Annotated in this window: 15 protein-coding genes, 3 tRNA genes and 2 pseudogenes; 11 read left to right on the top strand and 9 right to left on the bottom strand. The window is 72.5% G+C overall.

The window, feature by feature from the left end:
• Nucleotides 1-12 precede the first annotated feature (12 nt).
• The 5 genes and pseudogenes from RH94_RS32980 to RH94_RS32965 all read left to right on the top strand — a co-directional run bounded on the left by RH94_RS32980 (nt 13) and on the right by RH94_RS32965 (nt 6,243).
• Nucleotides 13-1,416 (top strand): deoxyguanosinetriphosphate triphosphohydrolase, encoded by a 1,404-nt coding sequence (locus tag RH94_RS32980; RefSeq protein WP_073951987.1) that lies wholly within the window; start codon nt 13-15, stop codon nt 1,414-1,416.
• 173 nt (nt 1,417-1,589) lie between these two features.
• A pseudogene (locus tag RH94_RS45250) lies at nt 1,590-2,104 on the top strand (FAD-dependent oxidoreductase); the annotation flags it as partial.
• A gap of 2 nt (nt 2,105-2,106) precedes the next feature.
• A pseudogene (locus tag RH94_RS45245) lies at nt 2,107-2,856 on the top strand (NAD(P)/FAD-dependent oxidoreductase); the annotation flags it as partial.
• Between the two features lie 75 nt (nt 2,857-2,931).
• Nucleotides 2,932-4,860 (top strand): DNA primase, encoded by a 1,929-nt coding sequence (dnaG, locus tag RH94_RS32970; protein WP_073951986.1) that lies wholly within the window; start codon nt 2,932-2,934, stop codon nt 4,858-4,860.
• A gap of 129 nt (nt 4,861-4,989) precedes the next feature.
• Nucleotides 4,990-6,243 carry an RNA polymerase sigma factor gene (locus RH94_RS32965; protein WP_073952020.1) on the top strand — a complete coding sequence of 418 codons (1,254 nt, stop codon included), beginning with the start codon at nt 4,990-4,992 and terminating at the stop codon, nt 6,241-6,243.
• Between the two features lie 46 nt (nt 6,244-6,289).
• On the opposite strand, the gene RH94_RS32960 is transcribed toward RH94_RS32965, so the two are convergent.
• From RH94_RS32960 to RH94_RS32945, 4 genes are all read right to left on the bottom strand, one after another.
• Nucleotides 6,290-8,266 carry an ABC transporter ATP-binding protein gene (locus RH94_RS32960; protein WP_073951985.1) on the bottom strand — a complete coding sequence of 659 codons (1,977 nt, stop codon included), beginning with the start codon at nt 8,264-8,266 and terminating at the stop codon, nt 6,290-6,292.
• On the bottom strand, nt 8,266-9,999 hold the full coding sequence (locus RH94_RS32955; RefSeq protein WP_073951984.1) for an ABC transporter ATP-binding protein: 1,734 nt from the start codon (nt 9,997-9,999) through the stop codon (nt 8,266-8,268). Before RH94_RS32955 ends, RH94_RS32960 begins: the two co-directional genes overlap by 1 nt.
• 230 nt (nt 10,000-10,229) lie before the next feature.
• On the bottom strand, nt 10,230-11,684 hold the full coding sequence (locus tag RH94_RS32950) for a xylulokinase (RefSeq protein WP_073951983.1): 1,455 nt from the start codon (nt 11,682-11,684) through the stop codon (nt 10,230-10,232).
• Nucleotides 11,685-11,830: 146 nt separating this feature from the next.
• Nucleotides 11,831-12,133, bottom strand: coding sequence for a hypothetical protein (locus RH94_RS32945; RefSeq protein WP_073951982.1), 303 nt, complete (start codon nt 12,131-12,133; stop codon nt 11,831-11,833).
• A 145-nt stretch (nt 12,134-12,278) separates the two neighbouring features.
• On the opposite strand from RH94_RS32945, the gene RH94_RS32940 reads away from it, so the two are divergent.
• The 3 genes from RH94_RS32940 to RH94_RS32930 all read left to right on the top strand — a co-directional run bounded on the left by RH94_RS32940 (nt 12,279) and on the right by RH94_RS32930 (nt 12,695).
• Nucleotides 12,279-12,351 (top strand) — tRNA-Asn (locus RH94_RS32940).
• Between the two features lie 5 nt (nt 12,352-12,356).
• Nucleotides 12,357-12,429, top strand: a tRNA-Asn gene (locus RH94_RS32935).
• A 189-nt stretch (nt 12,430-12,618) separates the two neighbouring features.
• Nucleotides 12,619-12,695: transfer RNA gene (locus RH94_RS32930), tRNA-Ile, on the top strand.
• A gap of 189 nt (nt 12,696-12,884) precedes the next feature.
• Here the strand turns inward: RH94_RS32930 and RH94_RS40995 are convergent.
• Nucleotides 12,885-13,049 carry a hypothetical protein gene (locus RH94_RS40995; RefSeq protein WP_158073116.1) on the bottom strand — a complete coding sequence of 55 codons (165 nt, stop codon included), beginning with the start codon at nt 13,047-13,049 and terminating at the stop codon, nt 12,885-12,887.
• Nucleotides 13,050-13,130: 81 nt separating this feature from the next.
• Nucleotides 13,131-13,838 carry an ANTAR domain-containing response regulator gene (locus RH94_RS32925; protein WP_073951981.1) on the bottom strand — a complete coding sequence of 236 codons (708 nt, stop codon included), beginning with the start codon at nt 13,836-13,838 and terminating at the stop codon, nt 13,131-13,133.
• A 423-nt stretch (nt 13,839-14,261) separates the two neighbouring features.
• Between RH94_RS32925 and RH94_RS32920 the strand changes: the two genes are divergently transcribed.
• On the top strand, nt 14,262-14,444 hold the full coding sequence (locus RH94_RS32920; protein ID WP_234426192.1) for an anti-anti-sigma factor: 183 nt from the start codon (nt 14,262-14,264) through the stop codon (nt 14,442-14,444).
• Complete coding sequence (locus RH94_RS32915) at nt 14,441-15,373, top strand: sensor histidine kinase (RefSeq protein WP_073951980.1); 933 nt, start codon at nt 14,441-14,443, stop codon at nt 15,371-15,373. Before RH94_RS32920 ends, RH94_RS32915 begins: the two co-directional genes overlap by 4 nt.
• A gap of 153 nt (nt 15,374-15,526) precedes the next feature.
• Here the strand turns inward: RH94_RS32915 and RH94_RS32910 are convergent, their stop codons facing one another.
• The 3 genes from RH94_RS32910 to RH94_RS32900 form a co-directional block, all read right to left on the bottom strand.
• Nucleotides 15,527-16,567 carry a rod shape-determining protein gene (locus tag RH94_RS32910; RefSeq protein WP_073951979.1) on the bottom strand — a complete coding sequence of 347 codons (1,041 nt, stop codon included), beginning with the start codon at nt 16,565-16,567 and terminating at the stop codon, nt 15,527-15,529.
• 181 nt (nt 16,568-16,748) lie between these two features.
• The gene (locus tag RH94_RS32905; RefSeq protein ID WP_073951978.1) at nt 16,749-18,194 is read right to left on the bottom strand and encodes an acyl-CoA synthetase; all 1,446 of its coding nucleotides are present in this window, start codon (nt 18,192-18,194) and stop codon (nt 16,749-16,751) included.
• A gap of 64 nt (nt 18,195-18,258) precedes the next feature.
• Entirely contained in the window at nt 18,259-18,864 is a 606-nt protein-coding gene (locus RH94_RS32900; protein ID WP_073951977.1) for a hypothetical protein, read from the bottom strand.
• A gap of 173 nt (nt 18,865-19,037) precedes the next feature.
• On the opposite strand from RH94_RS32900, the gene RH94_RS45240 reads away from it, so the two are divergent.
• The coding region (locus RH94_RS45240) for a helix-turn-helix domain-containing protein (protein ID WP_234426191.1) at nt 19,038-19,242 on the top strand (205 nt) is incomplete at its 3' end.

Genomic DNA, 19,242 nt, shown 5'->3' with positions numbered 1-19,242 from the left:
TAGTGTCGAGGCATGGAAGGGATCGCATACGAGGCGGCCGGGACGTACGAGAACCACGTGCCGCCGGCCGGCTACGAGGCGTCGGCCGTCGAGCGGTGGGCCGCCGAGCCGGACAAGCGGCCGGGGCGTACCGCCTTCCAGCGCGACCGCGCGCGCGTGCTGCACTCCGCGGCGCTCAGGCGCCTGGCCGGCAAGACGCAGGTGGTCACGCCGGGGGAGCGCCCCCAAGTTCTCGGCTTCGCTCGAACAGGGGGGACCCCCGGTCAGGCCTGGGACGCCAGCCCCCGCACCCGGCTCACCCACTCGCTGGAGTGCGCCCAGGTGGGCCGCGAGCTGGGCGCCGCGCTCGGCTGCGACCCGGACCTCGTGGAGGCCGCCTGCCTCTCCCACGACCTGGGCCACCCGCCCTTCGGGCACAACGGCGAGCAGGCGCTGAACGAGTTCGCCGAGGACTGCGGCGGCTTCGAGGGCAACGCCCAGTCGCTGCGCCTGCTCACCCGGATCGAACCCAAGCGCTTCGTTCCCGACCCCCGGACGGGCGAACTGGTCAGCGTCGGTCTCAACCTCACCCGCGCCGCCCTCGACGCCGCCACCAAGTACCCCTGGCCGCGCGGCGACCACCCCACCGACCCGGCCTCGCCCAAGTTCGGGGTCTACGAGGACGACCGGCCGGTCTTCGACTGGGTGCGCAAGGACGCGCCCGGCACGCGCGCGTGCTTCGAGGCCCAGGTCATGGACTGGGCGGACGACGTGGCGTACTCGGTGCACGACGTGGAGGACGGCCTGCACGCCGGCCACATCGACCCGGACCGCCTGCACGCCGAACCCGAGCGGCAGGCGGTCTTCGCGGTCGCCGTCGGCCGCTACGTCCCGGCCGGCACCGACCCCGAGGAGCTGGCCGAGGCCCTCGACCGCCTCCTGGACCAGGAGTGGTGGCCGCACGGCTACGACGGCTCGGCGGTCGCCCAGGCCCGGCTGAAGGACGCCACCAGCCAGCTCATCGGCCGCTTCTGCCTGGCCGCCGAAGGTGCGACCCGGCAGGCGTGGGGGCACCGCCCAGGCCGTTCAGGCACTGGGGGAGGCAGTGGGCGCCTGACGCGGTACGGCGCCGAGCTCGTCGTGCCCAGAAGCACCCGGATGGAGTGCGCGGTCCTCAAGGCCGTCGCCGACCGGTACGTCATGCAGCGCGCCGAGCAGGAGCGGCTCCGCGCCGACCAGCGGATCGTGGTCGCCGAGCTCGCCGAGGCGCTGACCGCCCGCGCCCCCGAGGGCCTGGACCCGCAGTTCCGCGCCCTGTTCGACCAGGCCGGCGACGACCGGGCGCGCAAGCGCGTGCTCGTCGACCAGATCGCCTCCCTGACCGACGCCTCCGCCCGCTCGCTGCACGCGCGGCTGACGGGCCGCGCAGGACACTGACAGTGACACCGGCAGTGACACCGGCAGCGACTCTGACAGCGCTCTTACCGACACGGGGGATACCAGTGGGACACACGTGACCCTCCGTGGCCTGATCGGGCCATTCCCTCTTCCCGCAGCACGCTCCGTGCGGGACGCTCGCATGTGGCGGCACCCTTACGAGGAGGCAACAAGTGGTCGACGCGGATCAGACATTCGTCATCGTCGGAGGTGGTCTGGCCGGCGCGAAAGCGGCCGAGACCCTCCGCGCGGAGGGCTTCAGCGGCCGCGTGATCCTCGTCTGCGACGAGCGCGACCACCCCTACGAGCGCCCCCCGCTGTCCAAGGGCTACCTGCTCGGCAAGGAGGAGCGCGACAGCGTCTTCGTGCACGAGCCCGCCTGGTACGCGCGCAACGACGTCGAACTGCACCTCGGCCAGACGGTCGACGCCATCGACCGGGCCGCGAAGACCGTCCACTACGGCGAGGACGGCACCCACGTGCGCTACGACAAGCTGCTGCTGGCCACCGGCGCCGAGCCGCGCCGCCTGGACATCCCCGGCACCGGCCTCGCGGGCGTCCACCACCTGCGCCGCCTCGCCCACGCCGAGCGCCTGAGGAACGTCCTGGCCCACCTCGGCCGGGACAACGGCCACCTGGTGATCGCGGGCGCCGGCTGGATCGGCCTGGAGGTCGCGGCGGCGGCCCGNNGGGTACGGCGCCGAGGTCACCGTGGTCGAGCCGTCCGCCACCCCGCTGCACCACGTGCTCGGTCCCGAGCTCGGCCAGATCTTCGCCGAGCTGCACCGCGAGCACGGCGTCCGCTTCCGCTTCGGCACCCGGCTCACCGAGATCGTAGGACAGGACGGCGTGGTGCTCGCCGTCCGCACCGACGACGGCGAGGAGCACCCCTGCCACGACGTGCTCGCCGCGATCGGCGCCGCGCCGCGGGTCGCCCTCGCGGAGTCGGCGGGGCTGGAGCTGGCCGACCGGGCCCACGGCGGCGGCATCGCGGTGGACGAACGGCTGCGCACGTCCGACCCGGACATCCACGCGGCCGGTGACGTGGCCTCCTTCCCGCACGGGCTGTTCGACACCCGGCTGCGGGTGGAGCACTGGGCCAACGCGCTGAACGGCGGCCCGGCCGCGGCCCGCGCGATGCTCGGCAAGGAGGTCGTGTACGACCGCGTGCCCTACTTCTTCACCGACCAGTACGACCTGGGGATGGAGTACAGCGGGTGGGCGCCGCCGGGGTCGTACGACGAGGTGGTGATCCGCGGGGACGTGGGGAAGAGGGAATTCATCGCCTTCTGGGTGAAGGAGGGCCGGGTGCTCGCCGGGATGAACGTCAACGTGTGGGACGTCACGGACCCGATCCAGCACCTGATCCGTACGAGGGCACAGGTGGACACGGAGGCGCTGGCGGACCCGCACGTTCCGCTGGCCGGCCTGGCCCCGTGATCGGGGTGGCGGAGGTCACCGAGGTGGCCGAGGTGGCCGGGCGGGAGTGTCCGCGGGCTTCCGTAGACTTCAGGCGTGGCTGGACGGATCAATGACGAGGACGTGAAGGCGGTACGGGACGCGGTCCCGATCGACGCCGTGGTGTCCGAGTACCTCCAGCTGCGGAACGCGGGCGGGGGCAACCTGAAGGGCCTGTGCCCGTTCCACGACGAGAAGTCGCCGTCCTTCCAGGTCAGCCCGAGCAAGGGGCTCTTCCACTGCTTCGGTTGCCAGGAGGGTGGCGACACCATCACGTTCGTGATGAAGATCGACCACCTCTCCTTCTCGGAGGCGGTCGAGCGGCTGGCCGCCCAGGCCGGCATCACCCTGCGCTACGAGGAGGGCGGGTACAACCCCGCCCACCAGCGCGGCGAGCGCATTCGCCTGGTCGAGGCGCACAAGCTGGCCGCCGACTGGTACGCCGAGCAGCTCGCGACCTCCGCCGAGGCCGAGACCGGCCGGGTCTTTCTCGCCGAACGCGGCTTCGACCAGGCCGCCGCCGTGCACTTCGGCGTCGGCTACAGCCCCCAGGGCTGGGACCACCTCACCCGCTTCCTGCGCGGCAAGGGCTTCACCGACAAGGAACTGATCCTGTCCGGCCTGTCCCAGGAGGGCCGCCGCGGCCCCATCGACCGCTTCCGCGGCCGGCTGATGTGGCCGATCCGCGACATCGGCGGCGAGGTCGTCGGCTTCGGCGCGCGCAAGCTGTACGAGGCGGACAACGGCCCGAAGTACCTGAACACGCCCGAGACGGCGATCTACCGGAAGTCCCAGGTGCTGTACGGCATCGACCTGGCGAAGAAGGAGATCGCGAAGACCTCCCGCGCGGTCGTGGTCGAGGGCTACACGGACGTCATGGCCTGCCACCTGGCGGGCGTCACCACCGCCATCGCCACCTGCGGCACGGCCTTCGGCGGCGACCACATCAAGATCCTGCGCCGGCTGCTGATGGACAACGGCTCGGCCCGCGTGATCTTCACCTTCGACGGCGACGCGGCCGGCCAGAAGGCGGCGCTGCGCGCCTTCGAGGACGACCAGAAGTTCGCCGCCGAGACCTACATCGCCATCGCCCCGGACGGCATGGACCCCTGCGACCTGCGGCTGGCCAAGGGCGACGAGGCGGTCGCCGACCTGGCCGAACCGCGCACCCCGCTCTTCGAGTTCGCGCTGCGCCAGATCGTCGCCCGCTATGACCTCGACACCCCGGCCGGCCGCGCCGCCGCCCTGGACGAGGCGGCGCCGGTCGTCGCCCGGATCAAGAACAGCGGCGCCCAGCACGAGGTCGCCGTCCAGCTCGCCGGACTGCTCGGCATCCTCGACACCCAGTTCGTGGTCAAGAGGGTGGCGCAGCTCGCCCGTTGGGCCCGCGAGCGCGGCGAGCGCGGCGAGCGCGGTGGGCGCGGCCCCGCGCCGGACCGGCAGCAGCGGGGGCCGCGGGAGCAGTACGCCCCCGCACCCTCCACGCCCCGAGGCCCGGCGCTCAACCTGCGCAACCCGGTCTACGCCACCGAACGCGAACTGCTCAAACTCGCCCTGCAGCGCCCGGAGCTGGTCTCCCCGGCCTTCGACGCCTACGGCGTGGACGAGTTCACCGCCCCGCCGTACGCCGCCGTACGCCAGACGATCCTGGACGCGGGCGGCGCGGAGTACGGCGTGGGCGACTCCCAGGAGTACCTGGCCCGCGTCCGCGAGGCGGCCCCGGACGACACGGTCCGCGCGATGGTCACGGAGCTGGCGGTGGAGGCGATCCTGCTCCGCAGGGAGGTCGACGAGGCCTACGCCGGCGCCCAGCTGGTCACGGTCCGCCGCCGCGCGGTCGAACGCCGCATCCGCGACCTCCAGAGCACGGTCACCCGCCTCAGCACCGGCGGCGATCCCGCGCAACTGGCCGCAGTCCAGAACGAGTTGTGGGTCCTCCAGCAGTACGACCAGGCGCTGCGCGAGCGGGGGGCGGCGGCGCTGTGAGGGCGGCCGCGTAAAGATGGCCGCGGGCCGCCGCCCGCGAGTCGGGTAACCGCCCCGTCACGGACCGGACGCAAAAAGTCACCGCACGACCCTCGTGGCCGTGATGTGTCGTACTCCACACTGGGGGCGGTGCCTGAGTCCTCGGAGCGCGGCCGATCCGTCCCCCACGGGTCCCACACCCCCGCGACTTCGCTCATCGCGTACGGGACGGACAGCGGCGAGGCCGCCGGCTCCGCCCCCCGAGTACCGCTGCCGCTCGCCCCAGCAGCGATCATCCTGGAGGTCGCCCCCGTGCAGACCCGGACCCTCACCCACACCGACATCCCCCCGGCCGGCGCCATCGCCGCCGTACCCCCGCAGGGCCGGATGCTCTCCCACCCCGGGACGGAGCCGGAGGAGCCGCCCGTCGGCGCGCTGGAGAGCACCGAGCCCGCCGAACCGGCCGCTCCCACCCGCACCGAGAGCGGTGGCGGACCCTCCTCCGACCTGTTCCGCCAGTACCTGCGGGAGATCGGCCGCATCCCGCTGCTCACCGCCGCCGAGGAGGTCGACCTCGCCCGGCGCGTGGAGGCCGGGCTGTTCGCCGAGGAGAAGCTGAACAACACCCCGGACCTGGACAGCCGGCTCGCCCTCGACCTGGACCGGCTCGTCGTCATGGGCCGGATGGCCAAGCGCCGGCTCATCGAGGCCAACCTGCGGCTCGTCGTGTCCGTGGCCAAGAGGTACGTCGGCCGCGGGCTCACCATGCTCGACCTCGTGCAGGAGGGCAACCTCGGGCTCATCCGGGCCGTGGAGAAGTTCGACTACGCCCGCGGCTACAAGTTCTCCACCTACGCCACCTGGTGGATCCGCCAGGCGATGTCCCGCGCCCTGGCCGACCAGGCCCGCACCATACGCGTGCCCGTGCACGTCGTCGAACTCATCAACCGGGTGGTGCGGGTGCAGCGGCGCATGCTGCAGGAGCGCGGCTACGAGCCGACCCCCGCCGAGGTGGCCGCCCACCTCGACCTGCCGCCCGAGCGGGTCGGCGAGGTGCTGCGGCTGGCCCAGGAGCCGGTCTCCCTGCACGCCCCGGTCGGCGAGGAGGACGACGTGGCCCTCGGCGACCTCATCGAGGACGGCGACGCCGCCTCGCCCGTCGAGTCGGCGGCGTTCCTGCTGCTGCGCGAACACCTGGAGGCCGTGCTGTCCACGCTGGGGGAGCGCGAGCGGAAGGTCGTCCAGCTCCGGTACGGACTCGCCGACGGGCGGCCCCGCACCCTGGAGGAGATAGGGCGCATCTTCGGCGTCACCCGGGAGCGGATCCGCCAGATCGAGTCCAAGACCCTCAGCAAGCTCCGCGACCACGCCTTCGCCGACCAGCTCAGGGGTTACCTGGACTGAAGGGGGGCCGCCCGCCCGGCGGCCCCCGCGGTGGTCCTCCCGCGGCTCAGTCGACCTCGGCCACCGCCTGCGCGAACTGCGCCCTGTACAGACGCGCGTACGCCCCGTCGGCCGTCAACAGCTCGTCGTGGGAGCCCTGTTCGACGATCGCCCCGTTCTCCATCACGAGGATCGTGTCGGCGTCCCGGATCGTGGAGAGCCGGTGCGCGATGACGAACGACGTCCGGCCGTGCTGGAGTTTGGCCATCGCCTTCTGGATCAGCACCTCGGTACGGGTGTCGACCGAGCTCGTCGCCTCGTCCAGGACGAGGATCACCGGGTCGGACAGGAACGCCCGCGCGATGGTGATGAGCTGCTTCTCACCGGCGCTCACCCCGGAGCCCTCGTCGTCCAGCACGGTGTCGTAGCCGTCGGGAAGCGTACGGATGAACCGGTCGGCGTGCGCGGCCCGCGCGGCCTCCTCGATCTCCCCGCGGGTCACCTCGCCCACCCGTCGCCCGCCACCACCCTGACGGAGTGCGCTTCGCGCACCCCCTTCTACTCCAGCGCCGTAGGCGATGTTCTCCGCGATGGTGCCGCCGAACAGCCAGGTGTCCTGCAGCACCATGCCGATCCCGGAGCGCAGTTCGTCCCGCGACATGCGCGCGATGTCCACCCCGTCCAGCGTGATCCGCCCGCCGGTGACGTCGTAGAACCGCATCAGCAGGTTGACCAGCGTGGTCTTGCCGGCGCCGGTCGGGCCGACGATCGCGACCGTGTGGCCCGGCTCCACCGTCAGCGACAGGTCCTCGATGAGCGGCTTGTCGGGGTCGTAGCGGAACGACACGTGCTCCAGCGCCACCTGCCCGCGCAGCTCCTCCGGCCGCACGCCCGGCACCGGATCCGCCTCCTGCTCCTCGGCGTCCAGGAGTTCGAAGACCCGCTCGGCCGAGGCGACGCCCGACTGCACCAGGTTCGCCATCGACGCCACCTGGGTCAGCGGCATCGAGAACTGCCGCGAGTACTGGATGAAGGCCTGCACGTCACCGATCGACAGCGCGCCCGACGCCACCCGCAGACCGCCGACGACCGCGACCAGCACGTAGTTGATGTTCGACACGAACATCATCAGCGGCTGCATGACGCCGCTGTTGAACTGCGCCTTGAACCCCGCCTCGTACAGCGCCTCGTTCTGCTCGGCGAACTGCTTCGCCGACTCCTCCTGCCGGCCGAACACCTTCACCAGCGTGTGCCCGGTGTACATCTCCTCGATGTGGGCGTTCAGCTTGCCGGTGGAGCTCCACTGCTGCACGAAGTGCGGCTGCGACCGCTTGCCCACGCGCGTGGCGACGACGAACGACAGCGGCACGGTCACCAGCGCGACCAGGGCCAGGATCCAGGAGACGTAGAACATCATGGCGAGCACGCCGATGATGGTCAGCAGCGAGTTGATGAGCTGGCCCATCGACTGGTTCAGGGTCTGCCCGATGTTGTCGATGTCGTTGGTGGCGCGGGAGAGCACCTCGCCGCGCTGCTGCTTGTCGAAGTACGACAGCGGCAGCCGCGACAGCTTCGTCTGCACGTCCTCGCGCATCCGGAACATGGTCCGGTTCACCGACCGGTTCACCAGCCGCGTCGCCACCGCCATCAGCAGGCCGGCCACCAGGAACGTACCCAGCGCGAACAGCAGCACCTCGCCGACGGCGTCGAAGTCGATGCCCCGGCCCGGGGTGAAGTCGGTGCTCCTGAGCATGTCGGCGACGGCGCCCTGCCCGCGCTCCCGCATCGCGTCGAGGGCCTGCTCCTTGGTCGCCCCGGCCGGCATCCGCCGTCCGACGATGCCCGCGAAGACCAGGTCGGTGGCCCTGCCGAGGATCTTCGGCCCGATCACGCTGAGCGCGACGCTCACGACCACGCACAGCACCAGGGCGCCGACCGTGACCCGTTCGGGCCTGAACTGGGCGACGAGCCGCTTGCCCGACTCCTTGAAGTTCAGCGAGCGGCTGTCGGGGCCGCCCGCCATCCGCCCCATCGGCCCGGCCATCAGGCAGCCTCCGCTTCCGTCAGCTGGGAGAGCACGATCTCCCGGTAGGTCTCGTTGTCCGCCATCAGCTCGTGGTGGCGGCCGGTGCCGACGACGCGTCCCTCGTCCAGGACGAGGATCCGGTCGGCGTCCCGGATGGTCGCCACCCGCTGGGCGACGATGACGACGGTCGCCTCGGCGGTCTCGCGGGCGAGCGCCGCGCGCAGGGCCGCGTCGGTGGCGTAGTCGAGGGCGGAGAAGGAGTCGTCGAAGAGGTAGATCTCCGGACGCTGCACGAGGGTGCGGGCGATGGCGAGGCGCTGGCGCTGACCCCCCGACACATTGGTGCCGCCCTGGGCGATCGGCGCGTCGAGGCCGCCCTCCAGCCCGCTGACGAACTCCTTGGCCTGCGCCACCTCCAGCGCGTGCCACAGCTCCTCGTCGGTGGCGTCCGGGTTGCCGTAGCGCAGGTTGGTGGCCACCGTGCCGGCGAACAGGTACGGCTTCTGCGGCACCAGGCCGACCGTCCTCGCCAGCAGCTTCGGCTCGACGGTCCGCACGTCCACGCCGTCGACGAGGACCTCGCCGTCGGTCGCGTCGAACAGGCGGGGCACCAGCCCGAGCAGGGTGGACTTGCCGCTGCCGGTGGAGCCGATGACGGCGGTCACCTCGCCGGGGCGGGCCACCAGGTCGACGGCCTTCAGCACGGGCTCCTCGGCCCCCGGGTAGCGGAAGCCGGCGCCGCGGATCTCCAGATGGCCGTGGCGGCGCAGCTCGACCACGGGCGCGGCCGGCGGCACGACGCTGGAGTCGGTGTCCAGGACCTCGTGGATGCGCTCGGCGCACACCTCCGCGCGCGGCACCATCATGAACATGAAGGTGGCCATCATCACGGACATCACGATCTGCATCAGATAGGCGAGGAACGCGGTCAGGTCGCCGATCTGCATCCCGCCGCTGTCGATGCGGTGGGCGCCGAACCACACCACGGCGATGGACGACAGGTTGACCACCGTCATCACGATCGGGAACATCAGCGCCAGCCAGCGCCCGGTGGCCAGCGACATCTCCGTCAGGTCCGCGTTGGCCCGCCGGAAGCGGTCCTTCTCGTACTCGTCGCGGACGAAGGCGCGGATCACGCGGTTGCCGGTGATCTGCTCGCGCAGCACCCGGTTCACCGTGTCCAGACGCGTCTGCATGGACCGGAACAGCGGGCGCAGCCGGCGCACGATCAGGGTCACGCAGACGCCGAGCACCGGTACGACGGCGACCAGGACGGCCGACAGCGGCACGTCCAGGCCGAGGGCCAGGACGACACCGCCCACGCACATGATGGGCGCCGACACCATCAGCGTGAACGTCATCAGGGCCAGCATCTGGACCTGCTGCACGTCGTTCGTCGTACGCGTGATGAGGGAGGGCGCGCCGAAGTGGCCGACCTCACGTGCCGAGAAGGACTGCACGCGGTCGAAGACGTCCGCCCGTACGTCCCGGCCGAGGGCGGAGGCGGTCCGGGCGCCGAAGTAGACGGCACCGATGTTGCACACCACCTGCGCCAGCGAGATGCCGAGCATCACGGCACCGAACGTCAGGATGTAACCGGTGTCACCCTTCACCACACCGTTGTCGATGATGTGGGCGTTCAGCGTGGGCAGGTAGAGGGTGGCGCAGGTCTGCAGGAACTGCAGCAGCACCAGAAGGGCTATGGGTTTTCTGTACGGCCTGAGATAGGTCCGCAGGAGTCGTATGAGCACGCTGGGTCTCTTTGGGTCGGCGATGGGGGCGGTCGTGTCCCCTGGCCCCTATCGTCGAACACTCCACCCGTGTTACCTCAACCGATTAATCCGGCCGCGGGCCCATGACCGGGACCCGCTCGGTCATGGGACCCACGGCGGCCCCACGGCGGTCCTGCGACGGTCCTGTGCCGCCCGATCCGCTGGACGAGCGAACCGAGATGTCCCGAACGCCCCCGAACGGGGAGTCGTTATGCCCGGAATGCCCCCGGGTGGATCTGCTCGCGCACCGACACGTACTGCTGGCGCACCGCCTGGCCCACCGCCAGGTCCTCACCGGGCTCCAGGACCTGGGCGACCGCGCCCTGCCAGACCGGCGGGGTGCGCGGGTCCAGGGTGCCCTGCGACACGCCGAGCGCCCAGGCGGCCTGCCGGGCGGCGCCGATCGCGGCGTAGTCCGCGGGCTGCGGTACGACGACCTGCGCCCCGAACAGCGAGGGCGCGGCGGCCTGTACGGCGGGCAGTTCGGCGGCCGGCCCGAGCAGGAAGACGCGGCGCACATCCACACCCCGGCCGCGCAGCACGTCCAGCGCGTCCGCGAGCCCGCACAACATGCCCTCGAACGAGGCCCGCGCCAGGTGCTCCGGCTTCATCGACTCGCGTCTGAGGCCCGCGAGCGTTCCGGCGGTGTGCGGCAGGCTGGGGGTGCGCTCGCCCTCCAGGTAGGGCAGCAGGACGAGCCCGTGGGAGCCCGGCGTGGACTTCATCGCCAGGTCGGACAGGGCCTCCAGGTCGGGCAGGCCCAGCAGTTCGGCGGTGCCGCGCAGCGCCCGTACGGCGTTCAGCGTGGTGACGACCGGGAGGTGCATGCCGGTGGCGTCGGCCAGTGAGGTGATCATCCCCGCCCGGTCCACGAGCGCCTCGGGGTGGACCGCCATCACCGAACCGGAGGCGCCCAGCGACACCACGGCGTCGCCCAGACCCAGCCCGAGCCCGAAGGCGGCGGCCATGGTCTCCCCGGTCCCGGCCGAGATCAGCAGCCCCTCCGGGGTCGTGCCGGCCGCCTCCGCGGGGCCGATCACGTCGGGGAGCGCGACCTGGTGGCCGAGCGCCAGCTCCACCAGGTCGGGGCGGTAGGTGCCGGTGGCGGCGGACCAGTAGCCGGTGCCGGAGGCGCCGCCGCGGTCGGTGGTGCGGCGCGGCGGGCGGCCCAGCAGCTGCCACACCAGCCAGTCGTGCGCCTGCAGCAGGAGCACGGTGCGCCGGGCGGCCTCGGGCTCGCTCTTGGCGAGCCAGCGCAGCTTGGTCACCGGCAGCGAGGCCTGCGGCACGCAGCCGACCGCCTGTGCCCAGGCCTCACGGCCGCCGAGCGCGTCGATCAGGTCGGCCGCGGCGACCTGGGCCCTCCGGTCGCCGCCGACCAGCGCGGGGCGGACGGTGGAGCCCTGGGCGTCGATCGGGATCAGCGCGTTCTGCTGCGCGGAGACGCCGATCGACTGCACGCCCTCCAGGAGGCCGCCGCCGGCGGCCTCCCCGAGGGACAGCAGCCAGGCCTGCGGGTCGACGTCGGCGGGCCGGCCGCCGCCCTGGGTGTTCTCCACCGGGTGCGGGGCATACCCCTGCCTGAGCACGGAGCCCGTGTCCGCGTCGCAGACGACGATACGAGTGAAATCGGGCGAGCTGTCCAACCCGGCGACTATCCCCATGGCCAAAATTCTGCCGTATCACCGCGCTTGCTTTGGCCGTGGGCGTCTCGGGGCCGTCGGGGTGAGTGTTGCGTGGCGGGTGCGGGTCGTCCGCGGCCGGTCGCGCCCACGCGGCGGAGCCGCATGGGGTCACGGCCCCGCGCTCCTCAGGTGTTGCTCGTGCCCCAGTCGTCCTCGGGGCTGCCGTTGGTGTGGGCGCGCAGGGTGCGCATGCGGTGGGCCACTGCCTCGGGGACGTGGTCGCCCACCTTCTCGCTGACCGTGTGGTAGGCCTTGCCGGCGAACTGGCGGCCCTGCTGGGCCGCGCTCTCGGCGGTGTTGCGCACCGTGGGGTTCTGGGCGACCTGACGGGCGGACTGCTTGAGCTGCTCGTAGCGCTCGCGTCCGGCCCTCGCGCCCAGCACGAAACCCATGGCGAGCCCTGCGAAGAACGCGAGCCGGTAACGCATGGTGGCCACCCTTCCCTTGCCTCGAGGTCACACGCGGGAGTACTGATTGGCGGAGCACCCCCCTGCTTGCGCTAATGTATGTGTCGCAGCGAGCGCTCGCCCCCTGGCGGATACCCAGGTAGGTGCGTTCGATGCAACGAGGCATTCCTCCGTAGCTCAATTGGCAGAGCAGCCGGCTGTTAACCGGCAGGTTACTGGTTCGAGTCCAGTCGGGGGAGCTCGGTCCTCCGTAGCTCAATTGGCAGAGCAGCCGGCTGTTAACCGGCAGGTTACTGGTTCGAGTCCAGTCGGGGGAGCATGGTGAACGAGGACCCTTCGGGGTCCTTTTTCATGTCCGGTTTCATGTCCCTGGGAACCGTCGCGGCAGCGGTGGAGTCCTTCAAGGTCATGAAGGGCCGCGGAAGACGACCATCCGAAGCAGGAGATCGTATGAGCGGCTATGCTGCGGCAGACGGCGCGCACACTTGTACGCGACACGCCGCGACGGGGCGGTAGCTCAGCCGGTTAGAGCAACGGACTCATAATCCGTCGGCCGTGGGTTCGAGTCCCACCCGCCCCACCAGGAACTACCTGTGCAGAATCGATCTGACCTGCGGTTTCGTGGGTCACCTCGACTCGCTTCGACCCAGTCTGCGGCCCCCGGAAGTCGATCCGGGGGCCATCGGTGCGTGTTGGGGATGTTTTGCACCCGGACGGGGGAAGGGATCGCACGGTCGGGCTACACGGTGTCAGGAACCCGCGTCCTCCTCCGTCAGGGGCTGTCCTCGTCGGCGGCGTCCGCCGTCTCGGGCAGGTCGTCGCGATCGCCCTCGGCCTGGGAGGGGGTCGGGTACGGCGTGTCCGGCGGCTCGGCGGTGCGCTGCGTGTCGTTGTCGTCGCGTTCGCCCTCGGCCTGGGACGGGGTGTGCTCTCTCATGGTGGTGACTCCTGCGGACGGGGCTGGTCACTCGTCCGCACACCGGGTACCCCGGAACACACCCCGCCACCGTCGCGCCTTTCACACGCCGGCACTGTGCGTGATCGCCGAGCGCAGCGCCGTGCGTATCTCCTCCGGGGGCGGGGGGCCGTCGCTCCGGACGCCCTCGGTGACCGCGGCGGCCACCGTGCGCAGCTTGGTGTTGGACCGCTGGGAGGTCTCCCGCAGGATGTCCCACGCCTGCTCCGGCGTGCACGCGTGGGTGGCCATCAGGACGCCGCGGGCCTGGTCGATCACCGGGCGGGAGGCGATGGCCCGGCGGAGCTGTTCGATCTCCGTCTGCAGCTGCAGCAGCCGCTCCGCCCGCTCCAGGGCCACCGCGGAGGTGACCCGCGGCTCGGGCCGGACCGGTCCCGTCCCGCCGGCCGGCGGGTGCAGGGGGTCGGTGGTGTCCAGGCCGGCCAGTTCCAGGATGCGGCGCGGCTGGCCCGTCCAGCCGGTGGTGGCCACCCGGACCGGATGACGCCGGCCGTGGTCGTCCAGGGTGTCCAGGAAACCCAGCCCCGCGGTGTCCATGAAGGTCACCCCGGACAGGTCCACGTCGACCCGGCCGGTGCCCGGAGGCAGCTCCGCCAGCGCCTCGGCCAGGGTCTGGACGCAGCCGTGGACCAGCTCGCCGCGCGCGGTGAGCACCGCCCGGCCGCCGGCGTCCACGCGTACGTCGATGGTGAGCGTGTCGACCAGAGTGTTCACCCGCCGTGCGAGAGGTTGTGGTGCCGCTGAGGTCATGTCCCCGCCTTGTCCGTCCTCGGCAGTCCTCGCGCGTCCTCACGACGTCGCGTTCCCTGTCCCCGCCGGGCCGCGCACGGCGCACGCCGCGGGCGACACGAGGTCCGCGGAATCCCGGCGGTGCTGTCCTGCGCCTGCCCGCTTCCGGGCGGCGTACACGCGAGGGGGGAACGCGGGGTTCCTGTTCGCGGGGCGCGGGGGAGGGGACCCGGGGCGCGCCCGTTCGGCCGGAGGCCGCGGCCGTGGGATCCGGCCGTGGGATCCGGCCGTGGAATTCGGCCGTGGGATCCGGACCGCGGCGGGTATACGGGCGGGTGGGTCCCGCGGAACGGACGATAAGGTGCGACATGCCTTCGACGCGCCCCGGGACGGCAAGGAGACGGTGCGGACATCCCGTCGCACGCGCGGTACTGGGAGTGGGCGGTGCGCGAAGGTGAGGACGTGTACTACCTGGAGTTGTCGGCCGTGACCTTCGTCGATGTCGCCGGTGCCGGCGTACTCGCGGACGCCGCACCGCGGTTCGGGCCGGGCCGCCGTACGGTGCCGCGCCGGGCGGAGGAGCTGTTCCGGTCCGGCCTGCCGGGGATCGAGGTGTCGACGTCATGACCGCGACCGTGGAGCCCTTCGTCCATCCCGCCCTGTTCTACCGGGACGAGCGGGAGTACCTCGCGGGCACCGTGTCCTTCGTGCGCGAGGGGCTCCGGTCCGGCGATCCGGTGGCGGTGGCCGTACCCGGCGAGAACCTGCGGCTGATCGAGAAGGCGCTGGGCGCGGACGCCGGTGCCGTACGGCTGCTGGACATGCGGGAGGCCGGGCGCAACCCGGGCCGGATCATCCCGGGGGTGCTGCACGCCTTCGCCGACGCCCAGCCGGCCGGCCGCCGGGTGCGGATCGTCGGCGAGCCGGTCTGGGCCGGCCGGACACGGGCCGAGTACCCGGCCTGCGCCCAGCACGAGGCGCTGATCAACGCGGCGTTCCAGGGCCGAGAGGTCACCATCCTGTGCCCGTACGACGCCGCCCGCCTCGACGAGCGGACCCTCGCCGACGCCCACGCCACCCACCCCGTCGTCATCCCCTCCGGCTCCGCCGGACAGCGGGAGAGCACCGCCTACGCCCCCGAGCACGTCCTCGCCCGGTACAACGAGCCGCTGCCGGCCGTGCCGGACGCGCTGTCCTTCCCCTTCGCACGGGGGACGCTCTCCCAGGCCCGGCACGTCGCCACCGCCGAGGGCGCGCGGCTCGGGCTGGCCGGCGTCCGGCTGGAGGACCTGGCCCTGGTCACGGCCGAGCTGACCACCAACAGCGTGGTGCACGGCGGCGGTTCGGGCGAGCTGCGGGTGTGGGAGCGGGACGGCCACGTGCTGTGCGAGGTACGGGACCGGGGCCGCCTGGACGATCCGCTGGCCGGCCGCCGGCCCGCCGTCCGCGACCGGCGCGGCGGCCGCGGACTGCTCCTGGTCAACCTGGTCGCGGACCTGGTCCGCGTGCACTCCGGCGAGGACGGCACGACGGTCCGCTGCTGGTTCGTCCCCTGACCGGGGGCGGACACGACAGGACGACCTAGTGTCCTGCGCCGGAAGTTCGTAGACAGTTCCAGCGGTGCCGGCAATGGCGGCGCGCCTGGTCGGCGGGCGAGATCTGGCATCGGCGGCGCACGACAACTACCGAGGGATTTCCGGCGCAGGACACTAGCAGGTCCCCAGCGGGTCCAGGATCAGTGGCTCGATCCGGCCCTCCAGCATCGCGCCCAGCCCCTGGACCGCGCACAGTTCGGGGCGCTCGGCGATGTGCACCGGCATGCCGGTCGCCTCGCGCAGCATCTGGTCCAGGCCCGGGAGCAGGGCCGAGCCGCCGACCATCATGATCCCGCGGTCGACGAGGTCGGCCACCAGGTCCGGCGGGCACTCGCGCAGCACCCTGTAGATGCCGTCGAGCACGGCGGTCAGCGGCGTCTGGATGGCCTCCCGTACGGCGGCGGTGTCGATCCGCACGGACCGGGCGAGGCCCGTGGCCACGTCCCGCCCGTGGATCTCCGCGGACGCCGGGCCCTGGGGGGTGAGCCCGTTGCCGGACAGGGCCAGCTGCAGCGGCCGTACGGACTGGCTGGGCAGCACCAACGCGTGTGCTTGGCGCAGGTGTTGCACGATCGCGTGGTCGATGGCCTCCCCGCCGACGGGAATGCGCTCGGCGTTGACGATCGAGCCGAGCGAGAGGACGGCCACCTGGGTGGCCGCGGCCCCGCACATCATGATCATGGTGGCCTCGGCCCGCTCCACGGGCAGCCCGCAGCCCACGGCGGCGGCGATCAGCGTGTCGACGAGTTCCACGCGGCGGGCGCCGAGCCCGACCAGCGTCTCGACGGTGGCCCGCTGGGCCAGCGGATCGGCGTCGTGCGGGGTGCAGGCGGCGGCCCGCAGCCAGGTCTTGCGGCGCAGGGTGCGGCGCATCCCCTCACCGAGCAGGTGCCGCAGCATGCGCTGGGCCATCTCGATGTCGACGACCGTGCCGCCGGAGACCGGGCGGACCACGCGGATGTAGGCGGGGGTGCGGCCCGTCATCCGCTCCGCGAACTCCCCGACCGCGATCAGGGCGCCGTTGCGGGTGTTCACCGCCGCGACCGAGGGCTGGTCGACGACGAGCCCGGCACCCTTGACGTACACACGGGTCCGGGCCGCTCCCAGGTCGACGGCGAAGTGGCAGCGGCGCAACTGCTCCAGACTGGCGGCCATGACGGATCCTCCCGAGAGCGCGGACCGGCGAGGCCGCTGGACGGCGGCCTCCTTGGCATCGTGCGGGGGCGGGGGGAGGGCGCGCCTGTTCTGGAGGACCGGGAGAGGCGCGACCAAACGAGTGAGTTTTATGATTATCTGTCAAATAAGGGGCACTTCTCGCGGCCGACGCCCGGCCCGATCAGTCGTGCGTCAGGGCCCGCTTCATGATCTTCCCCATGTCGTTGCGGGGCAGGGAGTCGAGGACACGGACGACGCGGGGCCGCTTGTGCGGGGCCAGCCGCCGCGCCACGTGACCGGCCAACTCCTCGACCCCGGGCGGGGACTGCGGATCCGCCGGCACGATCCAGGCGACGATCCGCTCGCCGAGGTCGGGATCCGGCTCCCCGGTGACGGCGGCCTCGCGCACCCCCGGGTGCTCCAGGAGCGCGTTCTCGATCTCACCGGCGCCGATCTTGTAACCACCGCTCTTGATCAGGTCGGTGGCCTTGCGGCCGACGATACGGACGTAGCCGTCGCCGTCGCGCACCGCCATGTCCCCGGTGCGGAAGAAACCGTCGGCGGTGAACGCGGCGGCCGTCGCGTCGGGACGGTTCAGGTACTCGGTGAACAGGTTCGGCCCGCGCACCTGGATCTCGCCGACCGTCTCCCCGTCGTACGCCGTGATCGCCGTGCCGTCCTCCTCCACGAGCCGCAGCTCGACCCCCGGCAGCGGCACCCCGACCGTCCCCGCGCGCGCCTCGCCGTCGGCGCGCACGCTCGTGTTCATCAGCGTCTCGGTCATGCCGTACCGCTCGATCACCCGCCGGCCGGTCGCGGCCGCGATCCGCTCGTGGTCGTGCACGGGCAGCGCGGCGGACCCGGAGACCAGCAGCCGCGCCCCCGCGAGCGCCTCGGCCAGCTCCGGGTCCCCGGGCAGCGCCTCCGCGATCCGGTGGTACATGGTCGGCACGCCGAAGAGCATGGTCGCGCCGCTGTTCAGCTCCCGCGCCACGCCCTCGGTCGTGAACCGCCCCAGGTGCCGGACGGTCCCGCCACGCCGCAGCGGCCCGAGAACGCCCAGCACCAGCCCGTGCACATGGAACAGCGGCAGCCCGTGCACCAGCACGTCCTCGCCCGTCCACCGCCAGGCGTCGGCGAGCGCGTCCAGCGTGGTGGCGACGGCCCGGCGGGGGAGGACGGCGCCCTTGGGCGGACCGGTGGTGCCCGACGTGTAGACGATCAGCGCGGGGTCGCCGTCACCGGCGTGGTCCTCGGGAACGGGACCGGCCACGCGCACATCGACATCCACCCGCTCCAGCCCGGCCGACGCGGCCGGCAGCTCGTCCCCGGCCGCCGCGAGCACCACCGACGGCGCGCTGTCGCCCAGGATGTGCCCGAGCTCCTTCTCCCCGGACCGCGGATTGAGCGGCACGGCGGCCACCCCGGCCAGCAGCGCGCCCACCACCCCGACGGCCGTCTCCAGTCCCGGAGTCGCCCACACGGCCACCCGCCCCCGCCCGCGCACCCGGGCGCCCACCGCCCCGGCCGCCGCCGCGAGCTGTGCATACGTCAACGACCGGTCACCGAACCGCAGGGCGACTCGTTCACCGGGACCGCCCGTCAGGGCCGGGAAGAGGGAGGACACGCGACGACTCCTGGGGACTTCCGCACCGACAGTTCGTACCGACAGAGGGAGAACACCTCCGTTCCTACCCGCTGATCCGCGTCCGCTGCAGCAGGCCCCAGGTGAACTCCGCCACGACCTGCCGGCGTACGCCCCGGGCGTCCGGCGCCTCGAAGGCCAGACCCCACCGGGTCGGGGCCGTGCCCTCCAGGGGGCGGGCCGGGGCGAAGGCGCGGGCCGCCTCGTCGACCGTGCAGGACCAGGGGGTGAGGTCGTCGGTGGTGCGCAGGTCGGGGCCCTCGGCTCCCGGGGCGCGGACCAGCCATTCGTTCCAGACCTGGCCGCCGGGGGCGAGGAGCACCTCGAAGCGCAGGCCGGGCCAGAGGGGGACGGGCCACCGGCGGGCCTCGCAGTCCAGGTCGCCGACGCGGCGGGCGGTCGTCGACTCGGGTCGGCCGAGGACGGAGCGGTAGCGGGCCGCGGCCGAGCGGGACCGCGGGGAGCGGGCCATCGCCTGCCAGCGCCTGTTGGCCTCCCGCATGTCCGCGAGGGAGACGCCCAGCGTGCGGCGGGCGTCCTCCACCAGGTCCGGGTTGTGGTCGGCCATGCGGCGCAGCAGCACCAGCTGGAAGTCGAGCGGGGTGAAGGGGTCGGCGGGGTGCTTTCCGGTGGGCGTCGGCATGGGGCCCATCGTCGCCCACCCGGGCCCGACCCGGGTCCCAACCGGGGCCGACCCGGGCCCCGGCCGAGCGGCCCGCTTCCCGCCCATTGCCCGCCGCGACCCCCTGTGACTAGCCTGTGTTCGTCATGCCGACCGCCTGTTGATATGTCGAACGGGCCTGGTTTCAAGGGAGGGGACCGGTCGTGGGACGCCTCGTACCTGCCGTGACCCGGGCTCTCGACATACTCGAGCTCTTCCTGGACGGGGACGGGACGCTCTCCGCCCCCGACATCGTGCGCAGGCTGCAGCTGCCGCGCACCACGGTGCACGAGCTGGTCACCACGCTCGCCGCCCGCAAGTACATCGTCCCGGTGACCGGGCAGCCCGGACGCTACCGGCTCGGCGTAC

Origin of the sequence: Streptomyces kebangsaanensis (assembly GCF_001906585.1) — a bacterium.
Lineage (GTDB): Bacteria > Actinomycetota > Actinomycetes > Streptomycetales > Streptomycetaceae > Streptomyces > Streptomyces kebangsaanensis.
This window is presented reverse-complemented; position numbering and strand designations above follow the sequence as displayed.

Coding starts and splice junctions, on each gene's coding strand:
- RH94_RS32900 (WP_073951977.1), bottom strand. CDS start 18,864: ATGGGCCCCATGCCGACGCCCACCGGAAAGCACCCCGCCGACCCCTTC.
- RH94_RS32950 (WP_073951983.1), bottom strand. CDS start 11,684: ATGGGGATAGTCGCCGGGTTGGACAGCTCGCCCGATTTCACTCGTATC.
- RH94_RS32945 (WP_073951982.1), bottom strand. CDS start 12,133: ATGCGTTACCGGCTCGCGTTCTTCGCAGGGCTCGCCATGGGTTTCGTG.
- RH94_RS40995 (WP_158073116.1), bottom strand. CDS start 13,049: ATGAGAGAGCACACCCCGTCCCAGGCCGAGGGCGAACGCGACGACAAC.
- RH94_RS32910 (WP_073951979.1), bottom strand. CDS start 16,567: ATGGCCGCCAGTCTGGAGCAGTTGCGCCGCTGCCACTTCGCCGTCGAC.
- RH94_RS32925 (WP_073951981.1), bottom strand. CDS start 13,838: ATGACCTCAGCGGCACCACAACCTCTCGCACGGCGGGTGAACACTCTG.
- RH94_RS32980 (WP_073951987.1), top strand. CDS start 13: ATGGAAGGGATCGCATACGAGGCGGCCGGGACGTACGAGAACCACGTG.
- RH94_RS32960 (WP_073951985.1), bottom strand. CDS start 8,266: ATGGCCGGGCCGATGGGGCGGATGGCGGGCGGCCCCGACAGCCGCTCG.
- RH94_RS32915 (WP_073951980.1), top strand. CDS start 14,441: ATGACCGCGACCGTGGAGCCCTTCGTCCATCCCGCCCTGTTCTACCGG.